The organism is Thermus oshimai DSM 12092, from assembly GCF_000373145.1.
GTDB lineage: Bacteria > Deinococcota > Deinococci > Deinococcales > Thermaceae > Thermus > Thermus oshimai.
Map to the genome: position 1 here is coordinate 160,611 of NZ_KB890602.1, position 24,836 is coordinate 185,446.

The 24,836-nt window shown below is 69.2% G+C and carries 30 protein-coding genes; 10 read left to right on the forward strand and 20 right to left on the reverse strand.

Annotated elements, in window-relative coordinates:
* The first annotated feature begins 16 nt into the window (after positions 1–16).
* Entirely contained in the window at positions 17–1,117 is a 1,101-nt protein-coding gene (locus B043_RS0100955; RefSeq protein WP_018460607.1) for an N-acetylmuramoyl-L-alanine amidase family protein, read from the forward strand.
* A 9-nt stretch (positions 1,118–1,126) separates the two neighbouring features.
* On the opposite strand, the gene B043_RS0100960 is transcribed toward B043_RS0100955, so the two are convergent.
* A complete protein-coding gene (locus tag B043_RS0100960; protein WP_016328717.1) occupies positions 1,127–1,900 on the reverse strand; it encodes a serine/threonine-protein kinase in 774 nt (257 codons plus the stop codon).
* 48 nt (positions 1,901–1,948) lie between these two features.
* Here B043_RS0100960 and B043_RS0100965 point away from each other — a divergent pair, with 48 nt between their 5' ends.
* Entirely contained in the window at positions 1,949–2,704 is a 756-nt protein-coding gene (locus B043_RS0100965) for a patatin-like phospholipase family protein (protein WP_016328718.1), read from the forward strand.
* Positions 2,701–3,501, forward strand: coding sequence for a signal peptidase I (gene lepB / locus B043_RS0100970; RefSeq protein WP_016328719.1), 801 nt, complete (start codon positions 2,701–2,703; stop codon positions 3,499–3,501). Before B043_RS0100965 ends, lepB begins: the two co-directional genes overlap by 4 nt.
* On the opposite strand, the gene B043_RS0100975 is transcribed toward lepB, so the two are convergent.
* From B043_RS0100975 to gyrA, 13 genes are all read right to left on the reverse strand, one after another.
* On the reverse strand, positions 3,476–4,057 hold the full coding sequence (locus B043_RS0100975) for a LutC/YkgG family protein (protein WP_018460609.1): 582 nt from the start codon (positions 4,055–4,057) through the stop codon (positions 3,476–3,478). The two genes, lepB and B043_RS0100975, sit on opposite strands and share 26 nt — an antisense overlap.
* Complete coding sequence (locus B043_RS0100980) at positions 4,033–5,433, reverse strand: LutB/LldF family L-lactate oxidation iron-sulfur protein (protein WP_018460610.1); 1,401 nt, start codon at positions 5,431–5,433, stop codon at positions 4,033–4,035. Before B043_RS0100980 ends, B043_RS0100975 begins: the two co-directional genes overlap by 25 nt.
* Positions 5,423–6,133, reverse strand: a complete 711-nt coding sequence (locus B043_RS0100985; RefSeq protein WP_018460611.1) for a (Fe-S)-binding protein — start codon at positions 6,131–6,133, stop codon at positions 5,423–5,425. Before B043_RS0100985 ends, B043_RS0100980 begins: the two co-directional genes overlap by 11 nt.
* Positions 6,134–6,237: 104 nt before the next feature.
* Positions 6,238–7,605: a phosphohexomutase domain-containing protein gene (locus B043_RS0100990; protein WP_018460612.1), complete on the reverse strand. Its 1,368-nt coding sequence runs from the start codon at positions 7,603–7,605 to the stop codon at positions 6,238–6,240.
* Positions 7,606–7,616: 11 nt separating this feature from the next.
* Positions 7,617–7,886, reverse strand: a complete 270-nt coding sequence (locus B043_RS0100995; RefSeq protein ID WP_018460613.1) for a hypothetical protein — start codon at positions 7,884–7,886, stop codon at positions 7,617–7,619.
* A 669-nt stretch (positions 7,887–8,555) separates the two neighbouring features.
* Positions 8,556–9,803, reverse strand: coding sequence for a sensor histidine kinase (locus tag B043_RS0101005; protein WP_018460615.1), 1,248 nt, complete (start codon positions 9,801–9,803; stop codon positions 8,556–8,558).
* Entirely contained in the window at positions 9,800–10,483 is a 684-nt protein-coding gene (locus B043_RS0101010; protein WP_016328742.1) for a response regulator transcription factor, read from the reverse strand. The genes B043_RS0101005 and B043_RS0101010 overlap by 4 nt, the downstream gene beginning before the upstream one ends.
* Positions 10,480–10,836: a hypothetical protein gene (locus tag B043_RS0101015; RefSeq protein ID WP_016328743.1), complete on the reverse strand. Its 357-nt coding sequence runs from the start codon at positions 10,834–10,836 to the stop codon at positions 10,480–10,482. The genes B043_RS0101010 and B043_RS0101015 overlap by 4 nt, the downstream gene beginning before the upstream one ends.
* Positions 10,837–10,846: 10 nt before the next feature.
* On the reverse strand, positions 10,847–11,494 hold the full coding sequence (locus B043_RS0101020) for a DUF502 domain-containing protein (protein WP_016328744.1): 648 nt from the start codon (positions 11,492–11,494) through the stop codon (positions 10,847–10,849).
* Between the two features lie 10 nt (positions 11,495–11,504).
* Positions 11,505–12,113, reverse strand: coding sequence for a helix-turn-helix domain-containing protein (locus B043_RS0101025; protein ID WP_016328745.1), 609 nt, complete (start codon positions 12,111–12,113; stop codon positions 11,505–11,507).
* Positions 12,114–12,173: 60 nt separating this feature from the next.
* Positions 12,174–12,407 carry a hypothetical protein gene (locus B043_RS0101030; RefSeq protein WP_018460616.1) on the reverse strand — a complete coding sequence of 78 codons (234 nt, stop codon included), beginning with the start codon at positions 12,405–12,407 and terminating at the stop codon, positions 12,174–12,176.
* Positions 12,408–12,514: 107 nt separating this feature from the next.
* Positions 12,515–12,826, reverse strand: coding sequence for a divalent-cation tolerance protein CutA (gene cutA / locus B043_RS0101040; RefSeq protein ID WP_018460617.1), 312 nt, complete (start codon positions 12,824–12,826; stop codon positions 12,515–12,517).
* Positions 12,826–15,240, reverse strand: coding sequence for a DNA gyrase subunit A (gene gyrA / locus B043_RS0101045; protein WP_016328748.1), 2,415 nt, complete (start codon positions 15,238–15,240; stop codon positions 12,826–12,828). The genes cutA and gyrA overlap by 1 nt, the downstream gene beginning before the upstream one ends.
* Before the next feature lie 62 nt (positions 15,241–15,302).
* Here gyrA and B043_RS12735 point away from each other — a divergent pair, with 62 nt between their 5' ends.
* Complete coding sequence (locus B043_RS12735; protein WP_155987375.1) at positions 15,303–15,461, forward strand: hypothetical protein; 159 nt, start codon at positions 15,303–15,305, stop codon at positions 15,459–15,461.
* Here B043_RS12735 and aroQ read toward each other — a convergent pair.
* A complete protein-coding gene (gene aroQ / locus B043_RS0101055; protein ID WP_016328749.1) occupies positions 15,458–15,895 on the reverse strand; it encodes a type II 3-dehydroquinate dehydratase in 438 nt (145 codons plus the stop codon). The genes B043_RS12735 and aroQ overlap by 4 nt on opposite strands.
* On the opposite strand from aroQ, the gene B043_RS0101060 reads away from it, so the two are divergent.
* The gene (locus tag B043_RS0101060) at positions 15,894–16,871 is read left to right on the forward strand and encodes a peptidoglycan DD-metalloendopeptidase family protein (RefSeq protein WP_018460619.1); all 978 of its coding nucleotides are present in this window, start codon (positions 15,894–15,896) and stop codon (positions 16,869–16,871) included. The two genes, aroQ and B043_RS0101060, sit on opposite strands and share 2 nt — an antisense overlap.
* Here the strand turns inward: B043_RS0101060 and B043_RS0101065 are convergent.
* Complete coding sequence (locus B043_RS0101065) at positions 16,868–18,088, reverse strand: class I SAM-dependent RNA methyltransferase (protein ID WP_018460620.1); 1,221 nt, start codon at positions 18,086–18,088, stop codon at positions 16,868–16,870. The two genes, B043_RS0101060 and B043_RS0101065, sit on opposite strands and share 4 nt — an antisense overlap.
* Positions 18,089–18,128: 40 nt before the next feature.
* Between B043_RS0101065 and B043_RS0101070 the strand changes: the two genes are divergently transcribed.
* Genes B043_RS0101070 through B043_RS0101080 form a run of 3 tightly spaced genes read left to right on the forward strand, consistent with a single transcriptional unit; the run spans position 18,129 to position 20,605 of the window.
* Positions 18,129–18,776, forward strand: a complete 648-nt coding sequence (locus B043_RS0101070; protein WP_026234067.1) for a response regulator transcription factor — start codon at positions 18,129–18,131, stop codon at positions 18,774–18,776.
* Positions 18,777–19,760, forward strand: coding sequence for a M20/M25/M40 family metallo-hydrolase (locus B043_RS0101075; protein WP_018460622.1), 984 nt, complete (start codon positions 18,777–18,779; stop codon positions 19,758–19,760).
* A 5-nt stretch (positions 19,761–19,765) separates the two neighbouring features.
* Complete coding sequence (locus B043_RS0101080; RefSeq protein WP_016328754.1) at positions 19,766–20,605, forward strand: acyl-CoA dehydratase activase-related protein; 840 nt, start codon at positions 19,766–19,768, stop codon at positions 20,603–20,605.
* Positions 20,606–20,629: 24 nt separating this feature from the next.
* Here B043_RS0101080 and B043_RS0101085 read toward each other — a convergent pair whose 3' ends face one another.
* The 4 genes from B043_RS0101085 to B043_RS0101100 all read right to left on the reverse strand — a co-directional run bounded on the left by B043_RS0101085 (position 20,630) and on the right by B043_RS0101100 (position 23,233).
* Entirely contained in the window at positions 20,630–20,923 is a 294-nt protein-coding gene (locus tag B043_RS0101085) for an HU family DNA-binding protein (RefSeq protein ID WP_016328755.1), read from the reverse strand.
* 122 nt (positions 20,924–21,045) lie between these two features.
* Positions 21,046–21,675, reverse strand: coding sequence for a lysophospholipid acyltransferase family protein (locus B043_RS0101090; RefSeq protein WP_018460623.1), 630 nt, complete (start codon positions 21,673–21,675; stop codon positions 21,046–21,048).
* Positions 21,676–21,680: 5 nt separating this feature from the next.
* Complete coding sequence (locus tag B043_RS0101095; RefSeq protein WP_018460624.1) at positions 21,681–22,361, reverse strand: endonuclease V; 681 nt, start codon at positions 22,359–22,361, stop codon at positions 21,681–21,683.
* Entirely contained in the window at positions 22,361–23,233 is an 873-nt protein-coding gene (locus tag B043_RS0101100) for an SIS domain-containing protein (RefSeq protein ID WP_018460625.1), read from the reverse strand. The genes B043_RS0101095 and B043_RS0101100 overlap by 1 nt, the downstream gene beginning before the upstream one ends.
* Before the next feature lie 19 nt (positions 23,234–23,252).
* Between B043_RS0101100 and B043_RS0101105 the strand changes: the two genes are divergently transcribed.
* Positions 23,253–24,008 (forward strand): class I mannose-6-phosphate isomerase, encoded by a 756-nt coding sequence (locus tag B043_RS0101105; RefSeq protein ID WP_018460626.1) that lies wholly within the window; start codon positions 23,253–23,255, stop codon positions 24,006–24,008.
* Positions 24,009–24,017: 9 nt separating this feature from the next.
* On the forward strand, positions 24,018–24,836 hold the full coding sequence (locus tag B043_RS0101110) for a HesA/MoeB/ThiF family protein (RefSeq protein WP_018460627.1): 819 nt from the start codon (positions 24,018–24,020) through the stop codon (positions 24,834–24,836).

The following is a 24,836-nucleotide window of genomic DNA, read 5'->3' on the forward strand; positions in this document are numbered from 1 at the left end:
GGTAGAATGGCCCTCGGTGCGGTTTTTCCCTCTTCTCCTTTGGGTGCTCCTGGCTCTGGCCCAGGCCAACCTCCGGGTGGGGATCCACGAGGGCTTCACCCGGGTGGTGGTGGACCTCCCTGCCCCTGGGGTAGGGTACGCCCTGGAGAGAGAAGGGGCCCTCCTCGTCCTAAGGCTTTCCGGCCTCGCCCTTCCCCCATCTGGGGGGGTGGTGGACTCCAAGGAGCTCGCCTCCTACCAGGTGGTGCCTGAGGGGAACGGGACCCGCCTCCTCCTCAGGACCAAGAGCCCGCAAACGGAGGCCAAGCTGGCCCGCTATTCCGACCCGGAACGGCTGGTGGTGGACCTGTACCTCCCCTCCGGTCCTACCAGCCCCTCTGGGGCTAAGACCTCCCCCTCGGGGCTCACCAAGCCTCCCCGGCCCCCCAAGCCCCTGGTTCTTCTGGACCCAGGCCACGGGGGGGTGGACCCGGGGATGGTGGGGTACGTGGTGGAGAAGGAGCTGGTGCTGGACGTGGCCCTCAGGCTCAAGCGCCTCCTGGAGCGGGAGGGGATAGAGGTCCTCCTCACCCGGGACCGGGACATGCACCTTTCCCCCGACAAACGGGAAGACCTCTCCAGGCGGGCTGGCCTGGCGGACAGCTCCCGGGTGAACCTCTTCATCTCCATCCACGCCAACGCCTCCCCCACCCACACGGCCCAGGGCATAGAGGTCTACTACTTCGGCCGGGCCCAGAGCCAGGCGGTGCTGGACCAGGTCATCCGGGAAAACGGCGGAGGGGACTTGGGCCGCCGCCTTACCCAGGAGGCCCGCACCGTGGCGGAGAAGATCCTTCAGGACATCGTGGCCCAGGCCAACCAGCGCTACTCTGAGCGCTTGGCGGAAACCCTGGGCCGGAAGCTTTCCCAGGCCACGGGGAGCCCGTACCGGGGAAGTTTTCCCGGCGACTTCTTCGTGCTGCGCTACGCCAAGGTGCCCGCGGTGCTGGTGGAGGTGGGCTTTGGGGACCACCCCGTGGAGGGGCGGAAGCTGCAGGACCCCGCCTATCGGGAGAAGGTGGCCCAGGGCCTCCTTTCGGGCATCCTCACCTTCCTCGCCCAGGGGGCCTTCCGCTAAGGAGGGCTTTTAGAAGGGGAAGGCCTCCAGGGCCGCCCCCGCGTGGGGGAAGCGGGCCTTGGGGTCCTTGGCCAGGAGGCGCCTAAGGTAGCTCTCCTCCTCTGGCCGCAGGCCGGGGATGGGCGGGGCCTCCTCCTGCAGGTGGCCGAGGAGCACCTCCTCCGGCTCCCCCACGAAGGGGAGCTCCCCCGAGAGGATCCAGTAGAGGATGACCCCCGCCGCGTACACGTCCGCCTCCTGCCCCGGGCTTTGCCCCAGGACCTGCTCCGGGGCCAGGTAGGGCAGGGTGCCCACCCTGAGGGGTTTCTTGAAGGCTTCCCGGGCCGGGCCCGAGAGGTCAAAGTCCAACAGCCTGGCCTCGTCCGTGAGGGCCACGATGACGTTTTCCGGCTTCACGTCCCGGTGGACCAGGCCCTTTTCGTGCATGTGGGCCAGGGCCTTTAGGAGCTGGCGGAAAACCCCCAGGGCCCTGGCCTGCCCCGGGCGGCGGAGCATCCAGCGGCCCATCTCCTCCCCCGGGGCGTAGGCCAGAAGGAGGGCGGGGCCTTCCTCCAGGTCCAGCTTTTCCAGGACGGGGTTCAGGTTGGGGTGGGAAAGCCGCTGGCCCACCCAGTGCTCCCGGTCCCGCCGGGCCTCGGCCCCCTTGGGGAAGAGCTTCAGGGCGTAGGGGGTGCCGTAGAGGTCAAAGGCCAGGTAGACCGTGGCCAGAGCGCCCCGGGCCAGGGGGCGCACCACCCGGTAGCGCCCCAGGAGGTTCTGCCCCACCAGGCTCACCTTCCCCACTATACCCGTCCTCACCTCTTTCACCTGGCCTCTCGCTAAGATTTTCCCGTGCGCGGCTTGGCGCTTTCCGGCGGTGGAGCCAGGGGCCTCGCCCACATCGGGGCGTTGGAGGTGCTCCTGGAGGCCGGCCTGGACTTCCAGCTGGTGGCGGGCACCAGCATGGGGGCCATCGTGGGGGCGCTCTTTGCCGCGGGGATGAGCCCCAAGGAGATGCTGGCCCTGGCCCGCAAGACCCCTTGGCTGGGCCTCTTGGGCCTTTCCCCCAGGGAGGGGATCTTCTCCCGCCGGAAGCTCAAGGACTTTCTGGCCGAGCACCTTCCCCCCACGTTTGAGGGGTTGAAGCGTCCCTTGGCGGTCACCGCGGTGGACGTGCGCTCGGGGAGGCTCCTTTACCTCACCCAGGGGGACCTTCCCAGCGCCGTTTTGGCCTCCGCCGCCTACCCCGGCCTCCTGGCCCCGGTGGAGCGGGAGGGGGTGCTCCTCTTTGACGGGGGGGTTTTGGACAACCTGCCCGTGGACGCGGTGCGCTTTTTGGGGGCCCAGGAGGTCTTTGCCGTGGACGTCACCCCGGAACGGGAGGCGGAGGAGGCCCCAAGGGGCCTCATCGCCCTGGCCCGGCGGGCGGTGGACCTGATGCAGCGCCAGCTCACCGCCCTCCGCCTCACCCTTTACCCCCCGGAGGTCTACCTTAGGCCGGAGCTCAAGGGGGTGGGGATAGAGGACTTCCGCCGCCTCGAGGAGATCGTAGCCGCGGGGCGCGAGGCGGCCCGGGCCTATCTGGAGGGTAGAGTGGGAGGGGTATGAAGGCGTTTTGGGACTACCTGTTTAAGGAGTGGTTTCGCCAGGTGGGGGAGGCCCTCCTGGTGGCCTTTCTGGTCACCACCTTTCTTTTCACCACCGTGGGGGTGGTGGGCCAGAGCATGTACCCCACCTTGCGGAACGGGGAGCGGGTCCTGGTGCCCAAGTGGGAGACCTGGCTGGTGCGGCTGGGGTTTGCCGAGTGGCGGCGGGGAGAGATCGCCATCCTCAAGCCCCCGGAGGGCACCCCCTACGCCACCGCCCGCTTTCCCGTCCTGGGCTTCTCCTTCCGGGCCTTCTTCATCAAGCGCATCGTGGCCGTGCCCGGGGACGAGGTCTACGTGGAGCGGGGCGTGGTGCATGTGAACGGAATGCCCCTGGCGGAGACCCACATCACCGACCAGATCGCCCCCTGGCCCGACTCCTTCCCCGGGGTGTGCTACAAGGACGGGCGCATGACCCGGATCGTCACCCAGCAGGGGGACTTCCCCGTGGAGGTCCTCCCCGCCTACCTGAAGCCCCTTAAGGAGATGCTCCTTCCCCCCTCGGAAGGGGTGCTGGAGCGGAGCCGGCTGGGGGAGGCCTGCGAGGTGGGCCGCATCAAGCTGAAGCCCGGCTACTACTTCGTCATGGGGGATAACCGCACCCTGGGGGGGAGCGAGGACTCCCGCACCTTTGGCCCCGTGCCCGTGGAGGCCATCGCCGGGCGGGCGAACTACGTCTGGTGGCCCCCCTTCGTGCGGGAGGAGGAGGGGCTTAGGCTCAACCTCCGCCCCCTCACCCCTCCTCCGGCCTACCGCTGAGCACGGCCACGAAGAGCCGGCCCGGACCGTGCACCCCCTTCACCATGACCTGGCCGATGTCCGCGCTCTTGGAGGGGCCCGAGTGGAGGCCGAGGGCCTTGGGGAGGCGCTCCGGGCGGGAGAGGGCTTCCAGGAGCGTCCCGTAGACCCTTTCCTCCGGCACCAGGACCAGGTGGGTGGGGGGGAGGAGCTGGGCGCGCCTTCCGTCCTCCGAGGAGAGGGCCACGGTGCCCGTCTCCGCCACCGCGAAGAGGGCCAAGGAGACCCCTAGGGGGGCCTCCTCGGGGGGAAGCTCGGGGAGAGAGGGGCGGAGGGCCTCTGGCACCCCCTCCCCGAAGGCCACCCCGCTGAACCCTTCCGCGAAGCGGGCGATAAAACCCTGGGCCTCCTCCCAGGGCACCCTGGCCCCTTCCGCCCCGTTCTCCGCTAGGCGCTCGAGGAGGAGGGCCACGGGGTCGGGGAGGGCTTGGGGGTGGAGGGGGCTTGGGAGTTCGGCCTTGGGCCTTTCCTCGAGGGCCTTCCGCACCCGGTTCAGGATCCGTTCCCTGGCGTCCATTCTCCCTCCAGTTCCTGCCAAAGTTGATGGAAGGGCTTGGGGCTGGGCTTAAGGGGCCCCCGGCCCCCCGTCCAGGCCTTGAGAAGGGGCAAGATCTCCTGAGCCCCAAGGGGCACCCCCCGGAGGGCCCGGGAGAAGAGGCGGTAGAGGGCCGGGCTTTCCATGACCTTGCGGAAGGCCTTGAGGGCCGCCCCTTCCAGGCGGGGGCTAAGCCCCGCCTCCACCGCCCGGCGGCGCCAGGCCAGGAGGAGCTTGGGGATGGGGATCTTCACCGGGCAGGCCTCGTAGCAGGCCCCGCAGAGGGTGGAGGCGTAGGGCAGGGGGTAGGCCTCCTCGAGGCCCAGAAGCCCCGGGTCCAGCACCGCCCCGATGGGCCCCGAGTACACGTAGCCGTAGGGGTGCCCCCCCGTCTGCCGGTAGACGGGGCAGGCGTTGAGGCAGGCCCCGCACCGGAGGCACCTTAAGGTCTCCCAGGCCTCCGGGTCGTGGAGGAGGGCGGTGCGGCCGTGATCTACGAAGACCACGTGCACCTCCTCCGGGCCCCCCTCCCCCGGCCCCTGGATGAGGGAGACGAAGGTGGCAAGCCGCTGCCCCGTGGCCGCCCGGGCGGTGAGGGGGAGGAAGAGGGCCAGGTCCTGGAAGCGGGGAAGGAGCTTCTCTATGCCCACGAAGGCCACGTGGACCTTGGGGAGGCTCGTGGAAAGGCGGATGTTCCCCTCGTTCTCCATGAGGGCTAAGGTGCCCGTCTCCGCCACCAGGAAGTTGGCCCCGCTTATCCCGAGCTCGGCGGTGAGGAAGGCCTCCCGTAGGGTTCTCCGGGCCACGGCGGCCAGGGCCTCGGGGCTGGCGTCCAGGGGGGTGCCGAAGCGGTCGTGGAAGAGCCTCCGGATCTCCTCCAGGGAGAGGTGGATGGCCGGGCCCACGATGTGGCTCGGGGGCTCCCCCAGGAGCTGGATGAGGTACTCCCCGAGGTCCGTTTCGTAGACCTCCACCCCCAAGGACTCCAGGAGGGGGTTTACCCCGAGCTCCTCCGTTAGCATGCTTTTGGCCTTCACCGCCCGCCTGACCCCGTGGCGGGCCACCACGTCCCTCAAGACCCGGTGGGCCTCCTCGGGGGTTTCCGCCCAGTGGACCGTGGCCCCGTTTTCCCTAAGCTTCCTCTCCGCAAGCTCCAGGTAGCGGTCCAGATGGCTTAGGACGTGGTCCTTCACCGCCTTGGCCCGCGCCCGCCAGGCCTCGATGTCCACCTCGCCGTAGGCCCGGAGGCGGTTCCGTTCAAAGTGGAGCGTGGCCCCGGTGACCGCCCGCCGGACCCCCGGCCTCTCCTTCAGGAGCCTGGCCGCCTCCTTGGGGTAGAGCCTCGCCTTAGCCCGCATAGGCCTCCCAAAGCAGGGTGGCCAGGGGGGCCACCCGCAAGCCCTTCCCTTTCCGGGCCAACACCCCCGAGAGGTGGAGGAGGCAGCCCGCGTCGGTGGAGGTGAGGACCTCGGCCTCAGGGAGGGTTTCCCCTTTGCGCTCGGCCATGGCCAGGGAGACCTCGGGGAGCTTCACGGAGAAAAGCCCCCCGAAGCCGCAGCACTCCTCCGCCGCCTCCCAGGGGAGGAGTTCCGCCCCGGCGTTCTTGAGGAGGAGAAGGGGCTCCTCCTTTACCCCAAGCTCCCTCAGGGCGTGGCAGCCGTGGTGGTAGGCCACCTTCCGCCCCCTTAGGCCTTCCCCCAGCTTCTCCACCCCCAGGACCCGCACCAGGAACTGGGAGAGCTCGTAGGTCTTCTCCGCGAGTTCCAGGGCCTCCCGGCTTCCGGGAAGGAGCTCGGGGTAGTGGTTCCTCACCATGCTGGCGCAGCTTCCCGAGGGGAGGACCACGTACTCCGCCTCCCGGAAAACCTCCAGGGTCCTTCTCGCCAGGGGCCTGGCCTCGTCCCAGTACCCCGCGTTGAAGGCGGGCTGGCCGCAGCAGGTCTGGCCTTCGGGGAAGTCCACCTCCACCCCCAGGGCTCTTAGAAGCCTAACCGCCGCCACCCCGGCCTCGGCGTAGAACTGGTCGGCCAGGCAGGTGATGAAGAGGGCCACCCGCATTTGGCCCCAGTCTACCGCTTGAGAAGGCCTCGAGTCAGCTTCTCCTTGGCCTTTCTCTGGCGCATGGGACTTTGCCCTCGGCTCTTCAGCGGCTGAAAGTCCTCCTATTGTTTCATCAGAATCTCCGCCTCCTTGAGGAGGGCCCTCACCACCTCCTCCGAGGGGCCTTCCGCGTAGATCCGCACCACGGGCTCCGTTCCCGAGGGGCGGAAGAGGACCCAGGCGTTTTCATAGATCCACTTCACCCCGTCCAGGTCCTCCACCCCCTGAGGGGTGAGGCCTGCCAGGGGCCGGGGCTCCCTGAGCCGCTCCAGGAGGCCTTCCGTGGGCACCTTGAGGTCCAGGCGGTCGTAGGCGTGGGTGAGGCCGGTGAGGGCCTCCAGCTCGGAAAACTGCGCCCCGAGGTCCTTCCCCGTCTGGGCCACGCTCTCTAGGAGAAGGAGGGCGTTTAGGAGCCCATCCCGCTCGGGGAGGTGCCCCTTCACCCCGATCCCGCCCGACTCTTCTCCCCCGATGAGGGTGTCTTCCTTCAAGAAAGCCTCGGTGATCCACTTGAAGCCCACGGGGGTGGTGCGCACGGGAAGGCCCAGCTTCTCCCCCAGGCGGTCGATGAGCCAGGACACGGCGAAGTTCTTCACCACCAGGCCCCTTAGGCCCTTCCGGTGGAGGTGGCTGAGGAGGACGGCGAAGACCTGGTGGGGGTTGAAGAAGCGCCCTCCGGGGAGGACCGCGGCGATGCGGTCCGCGTCCCCATCGGTGGCCACGGCGAAGGTGGGGGGCTCCTCCGGGCCCATGACCGCGAGGAGGGTCCTGAGGTTTTTGGGCAGGGGCTCGGGGTTCACCCCGTAGAAGAGGGGGTGGGGGACGTTGTGGAGTTCCCGCACCTCCACCCCAAGCCCCACGTGGCGGAAGAAGGCGGAGAGGAGGCTATCCCCTGCGCCCCCCATGGCGTCGTGGTAGAGGACGCCGGGGAAGCGGGCCAGGGCCTCGAGGTCCAGGAGGGCCTTTAGGTGGTCAAAATAGGCCGCGCGGACCTCCAGGGGCTCGGGGGTGCCCCGGGCTTCCGCTGGGCTTTCTGGCACCAGGGCCTCCACCCGCTTCACCTCCTCCTCCAGGGCGCTTCCCCCGTAGGGGCCTTTGAGCTTCACCCCCAGGTACTCCGGGGGGTTGTGGCTTGCGGTGAGCATCAGGCCCCCGTCTGCCCCCACGTGGCGCACCGCGAAGGAGAGCATAGGGGTGGGGTGGGGCCCTTTCAGGAGGTAGGCCTTAAGGCCCATCCCCGCGAGGAGGCCCGCCGCCTCTTCCGCAAAGGCCCCCGCCTGAAAACGGGTGTCGTACCCCACCACCACGCTCTTTCCCCCCTTCTCCAGGAGGTAGCGCCCGTAGGCGGTGGCCACCCGGGCGAGGTTATGGAAGGTGAAGTCCCGGGCGATGACCCCCCGCCAGCCGTCGGTGCCGAAGCGGATCTTCATACCCTAAGAGTTTACCGAAGGGTGGCGCTTACAGAGAGGCTTGGGCCCGTGGCCTCGTGGTACTGCCCCCTTAGGACGTTCTGGAAGCGGAGCTCGTAGGCCAGGCAGCCGTCGTAGTAGGGGAGGGTGAGGCCGTAGCGGCTCAGGGCCCCTTCCCCGAAGCCCATCTCCGGGGCAACCCACAGGGCCTGGCAGCAGGCCCTATCGGGCAGGGGCATGGCGTAGCCCAGGCGCACCTCGGCGTAGCTTCCCCGGAGGTAGGCCAACCGGAGGGTGCCCAATGGAGGTTCTCCTGGGCCTTCTCCGGACTATTCCTCCGGTCCTACGGTTTCCACCCTGAGGGGTAGGCTCGGTGAGGCGGGAAGGTCTTGGGTTTCAGGTCGACCCGAAAAAGCCCGTTTAGGGTCATCCGACCTCCAGTTTTCTCGAGCTCCCCCAAGGCTCGTTCCAGGAGGAGTGCCATCTCCAGAAGAAAGCGGTCCGCCCTTTCCTGGGGCACAGGCAGGGTTCCCGGGGTGAGGCACCCTAGGTGAACCTCTGGACAGCCCCGGTCCAGAAGCAAGGCCCCGCCTCGGAAGTAAAGCCGCCAACGCCCGAGGTCCACCCGGTATCCCCCCTTTAGGTGTTCTCGGTATTGGGTCAAAAGGGCCTGCCAGAGGGCTCGAGCCTCTTCTGTCCGTGGGCTTAGAGTGTACTGCCAGGTTCCCCTCTCCCTTAAGCTTTCCGACTGGCTTTTGGAGAGGCGCCAATCCCCGTCGGCGAGGGCTATAGGGGCAAGGGAGAGCAAAAGAAGGGGAAGGTACCAGCGCATGAGAACATTTTTTCGGGCTTGAGAGATTTACCCCGGCAAATTTGACCGAGATCCCTTTCAGCCTGGGTTGGAACAGGATGGAAAGCGTTGCCCTCAGGCCCTAGCTGGGGGTCTCAGGGCTATTGAAAGCTGTTCTGGCCTAACCCTCCTCCAGAAGGGGAAGCCGCACCCGGAAGACCGTCCTTCCGGGTGCGCTTTCCACGGTGATCTCCCCCCCATGGGCCCGGGCGATGGCCTGGGCCACGGCGAGGCCTAGGCCGGTGCCGCCCCCAGGCCCCCGGGCGAAGCGCTGGAAGAGGTGGGGGAGGAGGTCCTCGGGGATCCCTGGGCCCCGGTCCTCCACCTCCACCAGGGCCCAGCCTTCTTCCCGCCCCACCCTTACCCGCACCCCCTCCCTTCCCGCCGCCCGCACCCCATTGGCGATGAGGTTGCGGAGGGCCTGGAGGAGCCGGTCCGGATCCCCCAGGACCTCGAGGGCCTCCCCCTCCACCCGGACCCCCTGCTCCCTGGAGGCCTCCCGGGCCAGCTCCAAGAGGTCCACGATGTGCAGGTCCAGCCGCCAGCCCGCCTCCCCTCTCGCCAGGTCCAGGAGGTCTTCCACCAGGCGGCGCATCCTCTCGGAGGTCCTTTGGGCCGCCTCCAGGGCCTCCCCGTCCAAAGGGTTGCGCTTAAGCCGGTCCAGATGCCCCAGGAGGACCGTGAGGGGGGTGCGGAGCTCGTGGCTCACCTCCGCCAGGAAGGCCCGCTCCCGCTCCTGGGCCTCCTTCAGGGCCTGGAGAAGGCCGTTTACCGCGGCCACCATCCGCCCGAACTCGTCCCTGGGGAGGGTCAAGGGGATGGGGTCCAGGCGGCTTGGGCTCCGGCTCGCCACCTCCCTGGCCGCCCGCTCCAGGGGCCCCGCCGCCAGACGGGCGGTGAGGTAGACGAGGAGAAGCCCCAAGGGGAAAAGGAGGAAGAAGGCCTCCAAAAGCCCCCTCCTCAAGGCGGAAAGGGCCCCTTCTATGGGGGCGGTGTCCGCGGTGAGGGCGAGGAGGCCCAGGGGGGTCCTGACCAGGGCGGCGGCGAAGCCCTCCTGGAAGAAGGCCTTCGGGGTTTCCCCTGCCCCCTCGAGGGCCCCCTTGGGCAAAAGGTGGCGGGGCTCGGTGAGGACCAGGGGCTCGCCCTCCTCCGTGTAAAGGTGGAGGAAGACCCCTCCTGTGGTGAGGAGGGCCCCGCTCTGCCCCTTCTGGTAGGCCTCCGCCGCCCGGAGGGCGTCCTGGAGGAGGGTGTTTAGGAGGTGGGTCTTGAGGCTTTCCTCCACCCCCCGCCCCGCCAGGTAGCCGGTGAGGAGCAGGAGGAAGAGCCAAAGGGCGCTGAAGGCCAGAAAGAGCCGGGCCCGGAAGGTCAAGCCTCGTCTCCCTCGCGGCCTGGGCGGAGGGCGTAGCCCAGGCCCCGGACCGTGCGCAGGTAGCCGTAGGCCCCGGCTTCCCTAAGCTTCGCCCGCAGGTTGGCCACATGCACGTCCAGGACGTTGGACTCCCGCCCCAGGGGCTTGCCCCAAAGCTTCTCCTCGATCTCCTCCCGGGGGAAGACCCTTCCCGGGCGGGACATGAGGAGGTGGAGGAGGTCAAACTCCTTGGGGGAAAGCCTCACCTCCCGCCCAGCGAAGAAGACCTGCCGCCGCCTGGGGTAGAGCTCCAGCTGGCCCACGCTTAAGACCTCGCTTCCCTCCCGGTGGCGGAGCTGCACCTGGACGCGGGCCAGGAGCTCCGCGGGGTGGAAGGGCTTTACCAGGTAGTCGTCCGCCCCGTCGGAGAGGAGGCCCACCTTGCGCTCCACCCCGTCTTGGGCGGTGAGGACCAGGATGGGGGTCTCGTCCGTGGCCCGGATCCTGCGGGCCACCTCCGCCCCGTCCAGGTCCGGCAGGCCCAGGTCCAGGATGACGAGGTCCGGGCGGTTCTGGCGGAAGAGGGTGAGGCCCTCCATGCCCCCCTTGGCCCAGAGCACCCCAAAACCCGCCTCCGAGAGCTCCAGCTCCACCAGCCGGGCCACCTCGGGGTCGTCTTCGATGAGGAGGATCCGCTTCATGGCCAAAGCCTTTCTGGAAGGGTCAGGCCGTAGACCTCCTTGAGGAGCTTTAAAAGGCTCACCCGCTCCTTTTCCAGAAGGACATCCCCCCGGTCCACCACCCCGCTAAAGGTCTTGGGCTTTTCTCCAGGCACGGCCAGGAGGAGGCGCACCTCGCTGCCCGGCCTGGGGGGCAGGGGAGGGGAGAGGGGGAGGAGGGCCCTCCCCTCCACCCGCCAGGCCCCGTGGAGGGTCTTGAGGTCGGGGGAGAGGAGGCGGAGCTCCGTTCCCGGGGGCAGGGCGGGGCCCAGGAGGGGGAAGAGGGCGGCCAGGGCTAGGCCCAGAAGGAGGGCAAGGGCGAGAAGAGGCCGCATCCTTCCCATTCTACGAGGCCCCTTTCCCCGAGGGTGGGAGGGAGGTTAAGGCTTCTAAAGGTTTTTCCGGCAGGAGGAAGCCGGCGGAGACCACGTACTTGAGGGCATCCTCCACGCTGATCTCCAGGGGGATGACCTCCTCCGAGGGGACCAGGACCACCATGCCGCTGGCGGGCACGGGGCTGGTGGGGACCAAGACGGCGGTGTACCCCTCCGGAAGGGGGGGAAGCCTCCGCCCCACGGGCTGGACCACAAAGCAGAGGGTGTAGACCCCGCGCCTCGGGTACTCGATCACCGCGGCCCGGCTGAACTTCACCTCCTTGTGCCCGAAGAGGGTGTGGGCGATCTGCTGGACCGCCTTGTAGATGTCGCGGACGATGGGGATGAGGGTGAGGGAACGCTCCAGGGAAAGGAGGAGCCTTCGCCCCAGGTAGTTCTCCGTGAGGGTCCCTACCAGGTAGATGAAGACCACCGCCAGGAAGAGGCCCACGAAGGGGAGGAGGGGGCCGTAGGCCGGGGGCACCTCCACCCCGAAGGCCAGGAGGAGGCCGGCGATGAACCCCCCCGAGTAGGTGTAGACCCAAAGGAGGAAGTAGAGGGTGACGAGGAGGGGTAAAAGGGCGAGGAGGCCGGCGAGGAGGCGCTGGCGAAGCCGCATCCCCTCTAGTTTACCTGCCCTCGCCCTTGTGTTGGGAAAGCTCCTTTAGCCCCTTCAGGTCCAGAAGGGCGATCTTGCCGTAGCCCGAGCGGATGTACCCCTCCCGGGCGAGCTCCCCGATGACCTTGGTGACCGTCTCCCGCACGCTTCCCACCGCGGCGGCCAGCTCGTCGTGGGTGGCCCGGAGGACGATCTTCCCGTCCTCCTCCTTGGCCAACGGGGTGTCCATGAGCTCCAAGAGGGCCGCGGCCATGCGGTTCTTGAGCCTTTGGGTGGCCAGGCGCTCTATCCGGCGGTAGCCCTCCGCCAGGGCCTGGGCCAGGTGGGCGGTGAGGGCCTTTAGGGTTTCGGGGTCCGGCTCCTTGGGCAGGGGGAGGAGCTCCACCTCCGTCACCGCCTCGGCGAAGTAGCCCCGCTCCAGGCCCGAAAGCGCCTCCTCCCCGAAGAACCCCCCGGGGCGGACCAAGCGGAGGGTGAGGGCGTTGCCCTCCAGGTCCACGGCCTCGAGGCGGACCAGGCCTTTCAGGACCTGGTAGACCCGATCCCGGGGCCCCGGCACCCCGGGGTAGAGGATGACCTCGCCGGGCCGGAAGCTAAGGGTTTCGCGCACCTGGGTCATGGCTTCCCTCCTTCCCCTTCAGGCTAGCACGGGGGGAGGGATTTTGTAAACCCTAAGGTTTCAAAAATCTTCCCCGCCCAGGGGGCGTTTGCGGGCCACGGGGAGGAGCCGGAGGGCGATCTCGGGGGTTTCCCCCCGGGCCCTGGCCTCCCTAAGCTCCCGTTCCGCCCAGAAGACGGCCATCTCCCACATTGCCCTTAGGCGTTCTTCCAGGGGCAGGGCCTGCCACTCCGCCCGGTCGTCTACGCGCTCGTCCAAGGCGAACCTTCGGGCCACGGGTTGGATCTTCCTCATCCCAGCTCCTCCAGGTCCCTAAGACGGCCAAAGGCCCGCTTCAAGGCCTTCCAGGAGGCGGGCCTGGGCCTGGTGAGGGGCCCGGAGGAAGTCCAGCATGTCCTCTGTCATCCCGTGTTCTCCCTAAGCCAGGCCAAATAGGCCCCGTGCCCTTCGGCGATGGGGAGGGCGATGATCTCGGGCACGGTGTAGGGGTGGAGGGCGAGGACCCGTTCTTTAAGCCTGGGGAAGGCGAAGGTGGTGGTCTTGACGATGAGGAGCACCTCCTTGTCCTCCACCACCTCCCCCTGCCAACGGTAGACGGAGGTGAGGCCCGGGACCAGGTTCACGCAGGCCGCCAGGCGCTCCTCCACCAGGGCGCGGGCGATCTTTAGGGCCACCTCCTCGCTGGGTGCGGTGATGAGGACCACCTCTTCCATCACTCCTCCTCCACCACGAAGGCGCTGGCGATCTCGTCGTCCTCGGGCAGGTTCATGATGCGCACCCCCGCGGTGGCCCGGGAGTAGGTGCGGATCTCCGCCACCGGGGTGCGGAGGGCCAGGCCCCGCTTGGAGAGCACCAGGAGGTCCTCCGTGCCCTTCACCTTGAGGAGGGCGGCCAGGGTCCCCACCTTAGGGGAGACGGCGTAGGTGATGACCCCCACCCCGCCCCGGCCCTGGAGGGGGTACTCGGCAAGGGGGGTGCGCTTCCCGTAGCCCCGGGTGCTCACCGCCAGGAGTTCCGCCATCTCCCCGGGCTTCACCGCCACCAGGGAGACCACCCCGTCCCCCGGGCGCTTGAAGCGGATGCCCGTGACCCCTTGGGTGTCCCGGCCCGTGGCCCGCACCTCCTCCAGGGGGAAGCGGATGGCCATCCCCTCCCGGGTGGCCAGGATGACCTCGTCCTCGGGGTCGGCCAGGGCCACGCCGATGAGCCGGTCCTCCGGGTGGAGCCTGATGGCGATGAGCCCCGCGGAGCCCAGGTTCCGGTACTCCTTGAGAGGGGTGCGCTTCACCATCCCCCCTTCCGTGGCGAAGAGGAGGTCCCCCTCCCCTTCCAGCCCCCGCACGGAGAGGAGGGCGGCCACCTCCTCCTCTTCGGAGAGGGGGAGGAGGCTTTTCACGTGCACCCCCCGGGCCTGGCGGCCCATCTCGGGGAGCTCGTAGACCTTGAGGCGGTAGACCCGGCCCCGGCCGGTGAAGAAGAGGAGGTCGTCGTGGGTGGCGGCCACCAGCACGTGGGTGGCCTCGTCCTCCTCCTTGGTCTTGCCCGCCTGGGCCCCCCGCCCGCCCCGGCCCTGGGCCCGGTAGGCCTCCAGGGGGATGCGCTTTAGGAAGCCCTGGGCGGTGAGGGTGATGACCACGGGCTCGTCCTCGATGAGGTCCTCGGGGTTGAAGTTCTCCTCGAAGTCGGCGAGGAGGGTGCGGCGGGGGTCGGCGTAGCGCTCCTTGACCCGGAGGAGGTCCCGCTTCACCTCGCCCCATAGGCGCCCTTCGTCCTCCAGGATGGCCCTCAGGCGGGCGATTTCCTCCATGAGCTCCCGGTACTCCTCCAAAAGCTTCTCCCGCTCCAGGGCCACCAGGCGCTGGAGGCGCATGTCCAGGATGGCCTGGGCCTGGGCCTCGGTGAGGCCGAAGCGGGCCATGAGGCCGCTTCTGGCTTGGGCGGCGTCTTCCGAGGCCCGGATGAGGGCGATGACCTCGTCGATGTGGTCCAGGGCGATGAGGAGGCCCTCGAGGATGTGGGCCCTTTCCTCCGCCTTCTTGAGCTCAAAGAGGCTCTTCCGCCTCAGGACCTCCTTGCGGTGGTCCAAGTAGTGGCGCATGAGGTCCAGGAGGCTTAGGGTCTTGGGCTCCCCGTCCACGATGGCGAGGAGGTTCACCGTGAAGGTGGTCTGGAGGGCGGTGTGCTTGTAGAGCTGGTTCAGGACCACCTCGGGGTTCGCCCCCCGCTTGAGCTCGATGGCGATCCTAAGGCCCTGCCGGTCGGACTCGTCCCGTAGGGCCACGATGTCCTCCAGCTTCTTGGCCTTGACCAGGGCGGCGATCTGGGCGATGAGGGAGGCCTTGTTCACCTGGTAGGGGATCTCCGTGACCACCAGCATGGGGCGCTGGCCCTTCTCCTCCACCCGCACCTTGGCCCTGAGCCTTAGGCTTCCCCGCCCCGTGGCGTAGGCCTCCTGGATGCCCCTTCGGGAAAGCTTCCCCCCGGTGGGGAAGTCGGGACCCGGGAGGTGGCGCATGACCTCCTCCAGGGTGATGGCGGGGTTGTCGATCATGGCCACCAGGGCGTCCACCACCTCCCCCAGGTTGTGGGGGGGGAGGCTGGTGGCCATGCCCACGGCGATGCCGCTGGCCCCGTTCACCAACAGGTTCGGGATGGCCGCGGGCAGGACCTCGGGCTCCTTTAGGGAGCCGTCGTAGTTGGGGCGGAAGCCCACCGTTTCCTTGTCAATGTCCAGGAGCATCTCCGCCCCGATGGGGGAAAGCTTGGCCTCCGTGTAGCGCTGGGCCGCGGGGGGGTCCCCGTCCACGGAGCCGAAGTTCCCCTGGCCGTCCATGAGGGGGTAGCGCAGGTTCCAGGGCTGGGCCATGCGGGCCAGGGCCTCGTAGATGGCCGCGTCCCCGTGGGGGTGGTACTTGCCCATGACCTCCCCCACGATCTTGGCGCTCTTCACGTGCTTGCGCCCAGGAAGGACCCCTTCCTGGTAGGCCCCGAAGAGGATGCGCCGCTGGACCGGTTTAAGCCCGTCCCGCACGTCGGGCAGGGCCCGGTCCACGATGACGGACATGGCGTAGTTGATGAAGCCTTGCTTGAGTTCCTCGGTGATTTCTACAGGCAGTACCTGGGCCATAGCGCTCCTAGGGCGTGTGCGACGCCACCTTTCATTATACGGCCCGCGCCGGGGCTATACGGGTGGGGAAGGGCAGGGTGTACCAGCGGGAGGGGCGGACGGACCTCCTCCGTCAGGAGGTCCAGGCGGAGGTGGGCGCCGCCCTCGACAAGGCCATGCGCCACTTCACCGCCGTGGCCGTCCTTTCGGCCCTGATGGCCCTCCTCGTGGTAGGGGCCTAGCCCACCTCGAGGCTCTCCGCCAGGTAGTGGAGGGCGAGCTTGTAGGAGAGGACCCCGAACCCCGAGATGATCCCCCGGCAGGCGGCGGCGGTGACGGAGTGGCGGCGGAACTCCTCCCGGGCGTGGAGGTTGGTGAGGTGCACCTCCACCACGGGGAGGGGCTGGGCGCGGAGGGCGTCCAGGAGGGCGTAGGAGTAGTGGGTGAGGGCCCCGGGGTTCAGGACGATGGCCAGAAAGCCCTCCTGGTGGGCCTGCTGGACCCACTCGATGAGCTGGCCCTCGTAGTTGGTCTGGCGGAAGACCACCCCAAGCCCCAGCTCCGCCCCCCAGGCCTCGCAGAGGGCTTCCAGCTCCTCCAGGGTGGTCCTTCCGTAGAGCTCGGGCTCCCGCCTGCCCAGGAGGTTTAGGTTGGGTCCGTTTAGGATAAGGACCATGGTCCTATTATGGCGGACCCTGGCCCTTTGGCTCCTCCTTCCCGCCCTGGCCCAGCTCCACACCGTGGCCCCGGGGGAAACCCTCTTCTCCATCGCCCGGCGCTACGGGACCACTGTGGAGGAGCTGGCGCGCCTCAATGGCCTTAAGGACCCAAACCGTATCCAGGCCGGGCAGGTCCTCCGGGTTCGCCCCTTTGAGGAGATCCCCTTGCTCAAGGGGCGGCTTTTCCTCGGGCCCGCCTTCCCGGGAAGGGCCTTGGCCCTGGCCGTGGAGGGGTACGCCGGGGGGGAGGCCCACTTCCAAGGGGTGCGCTACCCCCTTTGGCCCTTAGGGGAGAGGCTTTTGGGCCTGCTCGCCGTGGGGGCCCTGGCGGAGCCCGGGGCCCACCCCTTGCGCCTCCACCTGGAAGAGGAGGTGGTGGAGGTGATGGTCCGGGTCCAGCCCCTTTCCTACCCCAAGGAGACCCTGGCCCTTTCCCCAAGCCTCAAGGCCCTCCTCCAGGACCCCACCCTGAAGGCGGAGCGGGCCAAGGTGGTGGCCGCCTGCCCCAAGGAGGGGCCTCTCCTCCTGGAACGGCCCTTCCTCCCCCCGGTGGAAGGGGCCAGGGTGACGAGCCCCTTCGGGGTGCGCCGCCGGTACGGGGACCTCTTCACCTCCTACCACGAGGGGCTGGACTTCGCCGCGCCCCTTTCCACCCCTGTGCGGGCGGTGGCCGAGGGGGTGGTGGTCCTTTCGGAGCGGCTTAGGGTGCGGGGGGAGGCGGTGCTCCTGGCCCACGGTGGGGGGCTTTGCACGGGGTACTGGCACCTTTCGGAAAGGAAGGTGCGGGTGGGGGAGCGGGTGAGGGCCGGCCAGGTCCTGGGGCTTCTCGGGAGCACGGGGCTTTCCACCGGGCCCCACCTGCACCTCGAGGCCCGCCTCCAGGGCGTCCCCATAGACCCCGCCCCGTTCTTCCAGGCCCTCCCCTGGCCCTAAAGGCTTAGGAGGGAGAGGACCTCCACGTGGTGGGTGAAGGGGAAGAAGTCGTAGGGCTGGGCGAAGCGGAGCCGGTAGCCCCCTTTCGCCAAGGCCCCCACGTCCCGGGCCCAGGTGGCGGGGTCGCAGGCCACGTAGAGGATCTGCCGGGGCCGGGTTTCCAAGAGGTAGGCCCGCACCTCGGGGGAAAGGCCTGCGCGGGGCGGGTCCACCACCACCAGGTCAAAGGCCCCAAGCCGGGCCGCCTCCTTGGCGTCCCCCCGGTGGAAGCGCACGTTCTCCACCCCAAGCCGCTTCCGGTCGGCCTCCCCCCGCCTGACCGCCTCCTTGCTGATCTCCACCGCCGCCACCTCCCGGAAGCGAGGGGCGAGGAGGAGGCTGATGAGGCCGCTGCCCGCGTAGAGCTCCAGGGCCCTTTCCCCACCCCCCACCAGGGTAAGGGCCTCCTCCAGGAGGGCCCCCATGGCGGGGGGGTTCACCTGGGCGAAGCTCTCCACGCTCACCGTGGCCGTGAGGGGGCCGAAGCGCTCCAGGAGGGTCCTTTCCCCGTAAAGGGGCGTGACCCTTCCCCTAAAGCGCCCCTTGGGGGAGGGCTCGGCCCAGACCACCCCGCGGAAGCCCTCCCGCACCAGGGCCTTGGCCGGGCGCTTCAGCACCTCTGGGCTTCCCCCGATGAGCCCCAGGAGGACCTCCCCCGTGAGGAGGCTTCCCCTTAGGGCCACCTCCTCCACGGGAAGGGGCCAGGTTTGGAGGAGGGCCAGGGCCTTCTTGAGGGGTTCTGCCACCAGGGGGTCTTCCTCCAGCCGCACCAGGACCTCGCTTTCCGGCAGGCGGTAGGCCAGGCCCCCTAAGGGGTGGCGGGCGTACTGGGCGGCGGTGCGGTAGCCCAGGGGGGAGGGGGAGGGGCGGATGGGGCTTAGGGGAAAGGATAGCTTGGCGATGCGCTCCAGGGCCTCCGCCACCAGGGCTTCCTTCAGGGGGAGCTGGGCCTCGTAAAGGAGGGGGAGGTCGGCGGAAGGGGGGAGGGGATGGGGGTAGCGGTCCGGGCGGGGGGTGAGGACCTCCACCCCCTCCAGGAAAAGCGCCCCCCGCCGGCGCACAGGTTTTCCCCGCACCACCTCCCCGGGGAGCCCCCCCTTGACCAGGACCGCGCCCTCCTCCGTCCGGGCCAGGCCGTACCCCCCCGGGACCAGTTTCTCCACGGTAACCGTAAGCACTCTTTCTACCCTACCAGACCCTAAGGGCTACAATGAAGGGGTGATTCGCATCGTGTTAGCGGACGACCACGCCCTCTTCCGCCAGGGGCTGAAAAGCCTCCTCGAGGCGGAGGGGGACTTCCGGGTGGTGGGGGAGGCCAAGGACGGCTGGGAGGCCCTTAGGCACGCCCTGGAGGCCAAGCCCGACGTGATCCTCATGGACATCCAGATGCCGGGCCTGGACGGGGTGCAGGCCACCCAGGCCATCCTCAAGGAGTGGCCCGAGGCCAAGGTCATCATCCTCACCATGTACCGCCAGGACGCCTACGTCTTTGAGGCGGTGAAGGCGGGGGCCAGGGGCTACCTCCTGAAGGACACGGACGCCAAGGAGCTCATCGGGGCCATCCGCCGGGTGCACGCGGGGGAGGTCCTTTTGGACGCGGAGCTTGCGGGGCGCATCATCCAGGACTTCCGGGCCAAAAAGGAGGGGAGCGCTCCCCTGCACGCGGAGCTTTCCGAGCGGGAGATCCAGATCCTGAAGCTGGTGGCCCAGGGCTACACCAACCTGGAGATCGCCGCGGAGCTCCAGCTTTCCGAGAAGACGGTGCGCAACCGCCTCTCGGAGATCTTCCAGAAGCTTCACCTCAATAACCGCACCCAGGCCGCCCTCTACGCCATCCGCGAGGGCCTGGCCCAGCCGGAAGAGTAGGTGGACCCCAGGGCCTTCCTCCTGGAGCTCGCCCCCCTTTCCGAGGAGGCCCGGGCGGCTTACCTCCTCTCCCGCCTTCCGGGGGCAAAGCGGGACGGGGTGGGCAACGTCTTCGCAGGCGAGGGGGGGGTCCTCCTCCTGGCCCATATGGACACCGCTCTCCCCCCGGGGCCCGTCCGCCTCCAGGGGGGGAGGCTCTACGGGGCGGGGGTGGGGGACAACACCGCGGGGGTGGCCATCCTCCTCTCCCTGCCCCCCCTCCCTGGGGTGGTCCGGGGCTTCACCGTGGGGGAGGAGGGTTTGGGGAACCTGAAGGGGGCGAGGGCCCTGGTGGCCGCTCTAAACCCGGAGGTGGTGGTGGCGGTGGACGGCTACCTGCCGGTGGTGGTGGACCGCGCCCTGGGGGCCATCCGCTTCCGGGTGCGCTTCCAAGGCCCCGGGGGGCACGCCTGGGGGGATCGGGGGGTTCCCCACCCCGCCTTTGCCCTGGCGGAGGGGCTTAAGGCGGCCCGGGCCCTCCTGGAGGGGGAGGAGGCCAGCCTGAACGCCACGGGCCTTAGGGCGGAGGCCCCGGTGAACGCCATCCCCAAGGAGGCGGAGGCCCTTTTGGAGCTCAGGGCCCTGGAAAGGGAGGTGCTGGAGGGCCTTTTCCGGAGGGTGGAGGCCCTTTTCCGGGAGGTGGCCCGGGCCCAGGGGCTTGGGCTTAGCCTCGAGGTCCTGGGCACCCGGCCCGTGGGGGCCACCGCCACCCCCCTCCTCAAGGAGGCGGCGAGGCAGGCCTTGGCCGAGATCGGGGAAAGGCCCCTCTTCCTCCCGGGCTCCACCGACGCCAGCGCCGGGGTGGAGCGGGGCATCCCCGCCCTGGCCCTGGGGGCCTACCGGGGGGGCGGGGCCCACACCCCGGAGGAGTGGGTCCTCCCCGAAAGCCTCCTGGAGGGGAGGAGGGCCCTCCTCGCCTTTCTCCGGGCCCTTGGCGTAGGATAGGGCGTATGCGCGTGGGCCTTTTGGAGGGCTTTCTTTCCCGCCGGTACCTGGGCTTCTGGGAGGCGTACCTGAGGGCCTTGGGGGTGGAGGTGGTGCGGGCACCCAAGACCCGCCCCGCCCTCCCCTTCTGCCGCCCGGTGCAGGAGCTTTTGGGCCAGCTGGAGGCCCTGAAGGCCCAAGGGGTGGACTACCTCCTCCTCCCCGACCTCCAGGGGGGGGTGGAGTCCGAGCGGGGCGGGGGCGGGTGCCCTTGGCTTCTGGACCTCGAGGCCACCCTCCTCCGCTACTTCCCGGGGCTTCCCCCCGTGCTCAAGGTGCCCGCGGAGGCCTCGGAAAGGGTCCTGGGCCGGGCGGGGGAGGTGGGGCAGATCCTCACCCAAAACCCCATGCTGGTGGGCCGGGCCCTGGATCGCGCCCGGAGCCTCCTGAAACCCCCTTCCCCTTTGGGAAACCCCCAGGGGAGCGTGGGGGTGGCCGCCCAGCCCTACCTTTTGGAAGATGAGGCCTTCCGGGAGGAGGTGATGGAGGCCCTAAGGCCCCTAGGCCTCCTCCCCTACTTCCCCGACCTGCCCCCTGAGCGCCTGCGGGAGGAGGGGGACCGGCTCCTTCCCATGGACCTCCCCACGGACCGGGAGCTATTGGGGATGGTCCACTACCTGGCGCGGCTTGGCCGGGTGAAGGGCCTCCTCCTGGTGGTTTCCTACGAGTGCCCCCCCATTCCCGGCCTTCTGCGCAAGGCGGCCCGAAGGCTTTCCAAGCCCCACCGCCTCCTCACCCTGGGGGAGGACTGGAAGGAGGCTTTGGAGGGCCTCAAGCGGGAGATGGAAAGGCCCGGGGGGGCCTGAGGCCCCCCCGGGGGAAGGGACGGCTTACTTCTTAACCTTTTCCTTAAGGGCCTTGCCCGGCTTGAAGGCGGGATACTGGGTGGCGGGGATCTTGATCTTCTCCTTGGTGCCGGGCTTCACGCCGGTGCGGGCCTTGCGCTTGCGCACCTCAAAGGTGCCGAAGCCGGTGAGCTGGACCTTGTTCCCCGCGCTCAAGGCCTCTTCCACCTTGTCCAGAAGGGCGTCCACCGCGGCCTTCACGTCCTTCTTCTTCAGGCCCGTGGCCGCCGCCACCTGATCCACCAGATCCGCTTTGGTCACCGTCTTCTTTGCTGCCATTCTTCACCTCCCGTATCTTTTCCCTTCCGGGCGGACTATATCACGCTTGAAGGCGGTTTTACAATACCCTGAGGCTTTCCTATACAAGTGGTAAGTAAGGTATGATAGCGGAAGCATTGGCTCTAGCGGTACCGGGGGGGGAGAAGTTCCCGTAGGCGGGCCTCGATCAGGCGGGTGAGGTTTTCCAGCTCCTGGTGCTCCACCCGCCCCTTCTTTGGAACGGGGATGGGCTCCCCGTAGACCACCCGGATGGGCCTCCGCAGGCGGAAGAGCTTCCGGCCCACGGGCCAGGCCTCCTCCGTCCCGATCACCGCCACCGGCACGATGGGGGCCCCGGTGCGGAAGGCGATGGCCGCCACCCCGGTCTTGAAGGGCTGCAGGCGGCCGGTGCGGCTCCTCGTCCCCTCGGGGAAGATGCCGAAGGCCAGGCCCGCTTCCAGCCTGCGGATGGCCCCCTTGATGGCGGAGAGGTCCCCTTTGCCCCGCTCCACGGGGATGGCGTAGAGGCGGGGGAGGAGCCAGGAGAGGATGGGGAGCTGGAAGACGTCCGCGCGGGCGAAGAAGCTCACCGGCCGCTTAAGGCCCGCCCCAATGGCGATGGGGTCCAGGATGGAGAGGTGGTTGGCGGCCAGGATGACCGGCCCCTCCTCCGGCACCCGCTCGGCCCCTTCCGTCTTGTAGCCGAAAAGGAGGTGGAGGAGGAAGCGGGCCAGGTGCCAGGCGGCGCGGTAGACGGGGTTCGCCTCCTTCATGCCCCCTAGTCTAGGGCTTTTAGGGCCTTTCCCGCCTCCAGGTGGGCGAGCCTTAGGGGCTCGGGGAGGCGGTAGCGGGTGGGGAGGGCCCGGACGAAGGCCAGGGCCTCCCAAGGGCCCACCCGGTGCCCGGGGGAGACCACCAGGGGCTTCACCCCCCTTCGGCTCCGGTAGAGGAAGCCGAGAAGCTCCCCTTTAGGGGAAAGGAGGGGGACGTGGCTTCCCGCCTCCTCGGGGAGGGGCCCTTGGGGTCTTCCGTAAAGGAGGCGCTTGGCCACCCCCACCGCGGGGAGGTCCAGGTGGAGGCCCAGGTGGGCGGCGATGCCGAGCCTCCTGGGGTGGGCGATGCCCTGCCCGTCCACCAGGAGGGCCTCGGGGGGCTCGGGGAGGGCCCTTAGGGCCTCGAGGTAGGCGGGGGCCTCCCGGAAGGAGAGGAGGCCTGGGATGTAGGGGAAAAGCCCCGTCTCCTCCACCACCCCCCGGCCCACGAAGAGGGGGCCTTTTTCCAGGTGGTACAGGACGGCCACGGCCACCAGGGGCTTCCCCTTTTTGTGGGCCGCATCCAGGGCGGTCACCCGCCGCACGCCCTCCAGGGAGCCCTCCAGGATAAGCCTTTCCGAGAGGACCCTTTGCAGGGCTACGGCCTCCTCGGGGGAGCGGGGGGTGGGGAAGGGGGGGAGGTCCATCAGGTGAGGTCCCTGAGGCGCTCCAGGACCTCCTGGTCGCTGGGGTCTACCCCGTAGAGGAGGGCCAGGTAGTAGGCCGTCCAGGCCAGGCGGTACCAGAGGGCCATGGTCTGGGCCAGGCGGCTCCCCTCGGGCGGGGGCACCTCCACCACCGTGTCCACCCGGCTTTCCAGGATCTCCTTGGCCAAGGAGGCCGCCTCCCCCCCGCCCAGGAGGACCGCGGCCAGGGGGTCCCCCTGCTCGTGGCGGGCCTCGAGGCCGGTGAGGAAGAACTCCAGGGCGGCGTGGGGGGGCGTGAGGGAGAGGCTTTTCCCGATGCGGGCGAGGAGGGTCTGGGCCCCTCCCTCCAGGGGGCGGAAGGAGGGGGCGTAGAAGAGGGGAAGCCGTTCTAAGAGGGTGTAGGCCAGGAACTTGGCGGGGTTTTCCTCCAAGGGGATCTCCGGGGTGAGCCGCCTCCTTTCGTCCAGGAGCTTGGCGTCCACCTCCCTCAAGGCCTCCTCCTGCCCCAGGGCCAGGAGGAGGAAGCGGAGGTAGCGGTAGGGGCTCAGGGGGCTTGGGGGGATGTAGGCCGCCACCCCCTCCCGGAAGCCCACCCGCACCACCTTTGCCCTTCCGGACTCGGCCAAAAGGCCCATGGCCGCGGCCTCCCCCAGGTCGTACCCCCCTTCCAGGAGGAAGAGGGTGCCCTCCTCCACCCATTCGGGAAGCCCGAGGAGGCTTGCCGCCAGGTGCCCCTCCCCGTAGGCCAGGACCCCGTGGGGGCCGGGGTAGGTCTCCTTTGGCACGGGCCCCGTCCCCACCAGGTCGCGGAGCTCCAGGGCCAGGCCCCTACGGTCCACCAGGTAGGTCTCCTCCCGGTCCAGGTCGCGCATACCCCTTATGCTACCCCCGATGCGGCGCTTTCGCCCTAAGCCGGTGGAGCGGGTCTGGGGTGGGGAAGCCTTGGGCTTCGGCCCCGGGGTGGGGGAGGTGTGGCTTGCGGAAGAACCCCTCCTGGTCAAGGTCCTGGACCCCGCGGAGTGGCTTTCCGTCCAGGTCCACCCCCCCCACGCCTACGCCTTGGAAAAGGAGGGCGGCCTCGGGAAGTACGAGGCCTGGTACGTCCTCACCCCCGGGGAGATCGTCTACGGCTTCAAGCGGCCCGTAAGCCGGGAGGAGGTGCGCTCACGGGCCCTTTCGGGCACCCTGGACGAGGTCCTGAACCGGGTGGCGGTGCGCCCGGGCCAGGTGGTCTACCTCCCCGCGGGGCTGGTCCACGCCCTGGGCCCGGGGGTGCGGGTCTACGAGGTCCAGACCCCCTCGGACCTCACCTACCGCCTCTTTGACTACGGCCGCCCCCGCCCCCTCCACCTGGACCGGGCCCTGGAGGTGGCCCTGCTCTCGCCCCTTCCCCTGGAGGTTCCGCCCCCTGAGCCCGTGCCCGGTGGGGAAAGGCTCCTTTCCACCCCCTACTTCCACCTCTACCGCTTTCCCTTAGAAGGGAGGCTCCGGGTGCGGGCGGAAGGCCCCCTCCTCCTCACCCTGGTGGAGGGGGAGGCCTGGCTTGGGGGGGAAAGGCTTCCCCGATGGGCCACCTTCCTCCTCGAGGCCGGGGAGGAGGCGGGGATGGAGGGGGAGGGCCTTTTCCTGGGGGCGAGCCCCGGGTAGCCTAGGGGCATGGGCTGGAGCAAGGAGGAGCTCCTCCGCTACCACCGGCAGATGATCCTCCCCGGGGTGGGCCCCGAGGGGCAGGCCCGGCTTAAGGCAAGCTCGGTGGTGGTGGTGGGGGCGGGGGGGCTTGGGGTGCCCGTCCTCCAGTACCTGGTGGCCGCGGGGGTGGGGCGGGTGGGCATCGTGGAGATGGACCGGGTGGAGCTCTCCAACCTCCACCGCCAGGTCCTCTACGCCACGGAGGACGTGGGGAAGCCCAAGGCCCTGGCCGCCAAGGAACGGCTTTCCGCCCTGAACCCCCTGGTGGAGATCGTCCCCCACCCCGTGCGCCTCACCTCGGAAAACGCCCTGGAGATCCTCGCCCCCTACGACCTCATCGTGGACGCCTCGGACAACTTCCCCACCCGCTACCTGGTGAACGACGCCGCGGTCTTCCTGAACAAGCCCCTGGTCTACGGGGCCATCCACCAGTTCCACGGCCAGGTGGCCGTCTTCCACCACCCCACGGAGGAGGGGATGGGGCCCTGCTACCGCTGCCTCTTCCCCAAGCCCCCGCCCCCCGGAAGCGTCCCCTCCTGCGCGGAGGCCGGGGTGTTCGGGGTGCTTCCGGGGGTGGTGGGAAGCCTCATGGCCACGGAGGCCCTCAAGGTCCTCCTGGGCCTGGGGAAGCCCCTGGCGGGGGCCCTCCTCCTCTACGAGGCCCTGGAAGGGGAGGTGCGCAAGCTCAAGGTGAAGCGGAACCCCGCCTGCCCGGTGTGCGGGGACCACCCCACCCAAAAGGAGCTTATAGACTACGAGGCCTTCTGCGGCCTGAAGGCGGTATGA

Coding starts and splice junctions, on each gene's coding strand:
- lepB (WP_016328719.1), top strand. CDS start 2,701: ATGAAGGCGTTTTGGGACTACCTGTTTAAGGAGTGGTTTCGCCAGGTG.
- B043_RS0100975 (WP_018460609.1), bottom strand. CDS start 4,057: ATGGACGCCAGGGAACGGATCCTGAACCGGGTGCGGAAGGCCCTCGAG.
- B043_RS0100980 (WP_018460610.1), bottom strand. CDS start 5,433: ATGCGGGCTAAGGCGAGGCTCTACCCCAAGGAGGCGGCCAGGCTCCTG.
- B043_RS0100985 (WP_018460611.1), bottom strand. CDS start 6,133: ATGCGGGTGGCCCTCTTCATCACCTGCCTGGCCGACCAGTTCTACGCC.
- B043_RS0100990 (WP_018460612.1), bottom strand. CDS start 7,605: ATGAAGATCCGCTTCGGCACCGACGGCTGGCGGGGGGTCATCGCCCGG.
- B043_RS0101010 (WP_016328742.1), bottom strand. CDS start 10,483: ATGAAGCGGATCCTCCTCATCGAAGACGACCCCGAGGTGGCCCGGCTG.
- B043_RS0101015 (WP_016328743.1), bottom strand. CDS start 10,836: ATGCGGCCTCTTCTCGCCCTTGCCCTCCTTCTGGGCCTAGCCCTGGCC.
- B043_RS0101020 (WP_016328744.1), bottom strand. CDS start 11,494: ATGCGGCTTCGCCAGCGCCTCCTCGCCGGCCTCCTCGCCCTTTTACCC.
- B043_RS0101025 (WP_016328745.1), bottom strand. CDS start 12,113: ATGACCCAGGTGCGCGAAACCCTTAGCTTCCGGCCCGGCGAGGTCATC.
- B043_RS0101030 (WP_018460616.1), bottom strand. CDS start 12,407: ATGAGGAAGATCCAACCCGTGGCCCGAAGGTTCGCCTTGGACGAGCGC.
- cutA (WP_018460617.1), bottom strand. CDS start 12,826: ATGGAAGAGGTGGTCCTCATCACCGCACCCAGCGAGGAGGTGGCCCTA.
- gyrA (WP_016328748.1), bottom strand. CDS start 15,240: ATGGCCCAGGTACTGCCTGTAGAAATCACCGAGGAACTCAAGCAAGGC.
- B043_RS0101060 (WP_018460619.1), top strand. CDS start 15,894: ATGGTCCTATTATGGCGGACCCTGGCCCTTTGGCTCCTCCTTCCCGCC.
- aroQ (WP_016328749.1), bottom strand. CDS start 15,895: ATGGTCCTTATCCTAAACGGACCCAACCTAAACCTCCTGGGCAGGCGG.
- B043_RS0101080 (WP_016328754.1), top strand. CDS start 19,766: ATGCGCGTGGGCCTTTTGGAGGGCTTTCTTTCCCGCCGGTACCTGGGC.
- B043_RS0101085 (WP_016328755.1), bottom strand. CDS start 20,923: ATGGCAGCAAAGAAGACGGTGACCAAAGCGGATCTGGTGGATCAGGTG.
- B043_RS0101090 (WP_018460623.1), bottom strand. CDS start 21,675: ATGAAGGAGGCGAACCCCGTCTACCGCGCCGCCTGGCACCTGGCCCGC.
- B043_RS0101095 (WP_018460624.1), bottom strand. CDS start 22,361: ATGGACCTCCCCCCCTTCCCCACCCCCCGCTCCCCCGAGGAGGCCGTA.
- B043_RS0101100 (WP_018460625.1), bottom strand. CDS start 23,233: ATGCGCGACCTGGACCGGGAGGAGACCTACCTGGTGGACCGTAGGGGC.
- B043_RS0101105 (WP_018460626.1), top strand. CDS start 23,253: ATGCGGCGCTTTCGCCCTAAGCCGGTGGAGCGGGTCTGGGGTGGGGAA.
- B043_RS0101110 (WP_018460627.1), top strand. CDS start 24,018: ATGGGCTGGAGCAAGGAGGAGCTCCTCCGCTACCACCGGCAGATGATC.